Here is a 2420-nt window from a genome sequence, read left to right on the forward strand (position 1 = left end):
TTTGTCCATGATGAGTAGCAATTTTATAGCCTTCAGCAAGTACTTGCGACTTACCGGTGCCGGCTCTACCTTGCAAAATCCTAATTCCTTGACTATTAATTAAAATATGCTGTAGGCTCTCTTGCTGTGCTTCATTAACACTTGTCAGATTTTCAATATCACTTTTAATCTTCAGAACATTATTAAAATGAATCTGGCTATTTACCTTATCAGCTATTCTAACTATCCTTAATTCTTCTTCTCTTACATCCTTAGTAGTATAGTATTTGGTATCAGTAGCATCCTCATTATATAGCTTGATTAATCTATCTGAATTTAATACGTCCTTTATTAGTTTTGACTTTTCTGCTTCTTCCGGAATCTCTTTTACTGCTTTTTCTATATCGAGTAGTGCGATACGATGGCACTAAATTAAAGTCTGTAAGTATATTGCGGCTAGGTTGCATTTAGACCTAATTACTATTATTGCGGTGCAAGGTTGGTAACGATCTTGTGCTAAGCGCAATAAGAAGCCTAACTAAATTACTAATCTGGATGGGAAATAGGGGCAAGGTAAAGTTAAAATTGGTTAAACGAAAGTGAATCTTTGTTTGGAAAATATCGTAAATATAAAAGTAGATACTCCAGATAACATCTATTATAGGGATAAAGCTGAAAAGCTTAACTGTAAGAAGGAAGACGCGACCTTCTTTAAAAATGCCAGTTCCCCGGTATACAGAAGGTAACCAACTTAACGCATCTTTAATTAGTGAAACGTGGTAAGCCTATTATTTGGCAACATGTAGTAGGTAAGAGAGGTCTTAAAAAGCTAATGACACTAAGCTGAAAGGCTACAGGAATAAATAACTGGGTGTATAGGCACTATGTGCTAATCAGAAATGATGCTGACTTAAGACTGGTGATTTACCCTAAGTAAGTAAACAAGATTATGAATTATATTGGAAAAGTTAGATGCAAAACGCAAATGTAACAATTAAGACCGATAATAATAACTTTGAGAAAATTTATTGGCATGCAATAAATTGGCAAGAAGTTAATAAAAAGGTTAATAATCTTCGTAGACGTATCTATAGGGCATCTGCAAATGGTAACATGAAATTAGTACGTAGTTTACAGAAATTGATGTTGAAATCAAGATCAAATAAATTACTTGCTATAAGACGTATTACCCAAATCAATCGAGGGCGAAGAAGCCCTGGTATTGATAAAATTTTCTTTAAAACTATTTATCAGAAGAATTACAGAACTTGTACCTTGTTCATAAAACGCAAAGAAAGGAATTAAAACTATAAAACTCTAAACTAATTCATAATATTGTCTAAAAGGAGTTTGCCCAATACTTTTACATGTACAGTGATAATGTAATTGTAAGAATAAGAAATATTTGTAATGCAATACTGGAAAACATTACATAAAACCCAAATAATGTAATAACAAAAATTTCGTTGCTAAAGCAACTTCATTATATCTTTCCTTCGCCTGAAGGCGAGGGATTTTTTATCCCCGTAGTGGGACATTAAAAAGTGGAGTAATTCCATAGCATCTGATACCCTAATAGGTTATTTAACACGGTCAAGTAATGATAGAATATATTAAAACTGACCTCATGCAATATTTTGGGCTCACTCCTAATTTGTGTTAATGAATACCAATCTATGATAATTTTACCTTGTCAATACTTATAAAAAATAGGAAAATATAAAGAGTAGGAAAATAACCAGGATAATAAAATGAATAAGAGAAAATTAGCTAACAATGCAATGAACAGCAGTAACTTTTTAAAGAGAGCAAAGATTTCTGTAGAAGGGCCTTTGAAAGAAAATGTAATTAGATATTACTTAATGCCATCTCTTGAACATATATCAGCTGTTAAGATAGTAATTACATTATGGAGTCGAGCAGATATCCAGGATGCAATAATAAAATTATCTACATTACCTGAAGGATATAACTATTCTAGAGATATGAATAAATTATGCCAAGGAGTTAAAAATAAGATATTAGATATGGTATTAGAGTTATCTGAATTCGATGTTATCAGGAAAATCTTATCAGATATTATTAATCCTATAGGGCAGGAAATATTTGATTGGATGGAATACCAAGATAGTCGTGTTTTTTGTAATAATTATCGTTATCAATATACGCAACATATAGCAGCAAATTACTTAGATAGCTTGGTTTGGACATCAAGAGGAATAATAGATTATGAGGAAACAGCTAAAACGTTACTCGCTAAGGTGCAAATATCTGACAATAACAAATATCATTTAGCGTGTGCATATTGTTTTGAAGACGATATAGCAATTATCATACCAAAGGTTGTTGATACTGTACTAGACTTATGGTGTTTTGATATACAAACAATGGTATATTTTTGGACTGCTCATCTAACAGGAGATTTTACTGAATTAAACAAA

Annotated in this window: 1 protein-coding gene and 2 pseudogenes; 2 read left to right on the forward strand and 1 reads right to left on the reverse strand. The window is 31.8% G+C overall.

Annotated features, from left to right (window positions below):
- Positions 1 to 388 (reverse strand): annotated as a pseudogene (locus tag RAT170B_RS12320) (AAA family ATPase); the annotation flags it as partial.
- 563 nt (positions 389 to 951) lie between these two features.
- Here RAT170B_RS12320 and RAT170B_RS07710 point away from each other — a divergent pair.
- A complete protein-coding gene (locus tag RAT170B_RS07710) occupies positions 952 to 1284 on the forward strand; it encodes a reverse transcriptase N-terminal domain-containing protein (RefSeq protein ID WP_052692015.1) in 333 nt (110 codons plus the stop codon).
- Between the two features lie 446 nt (positions 1285 to 1730).
- Positions 1731 to 2420: pseudogene (locus tag RAT170B_RS07715) on the forward strand (hypothetical protein); the annotation flags it as partial.

This window comes from Rickettsia argasii T170-B, assembly GCF_000965185.1.
Classification (GTDB): domain Bacteria; phylum Pseudomonadota; class Alphaproteobacteria; order Rickettsiales; family Rickettsiaceae; genus Rickettsia; species Rickettsia rickettsii.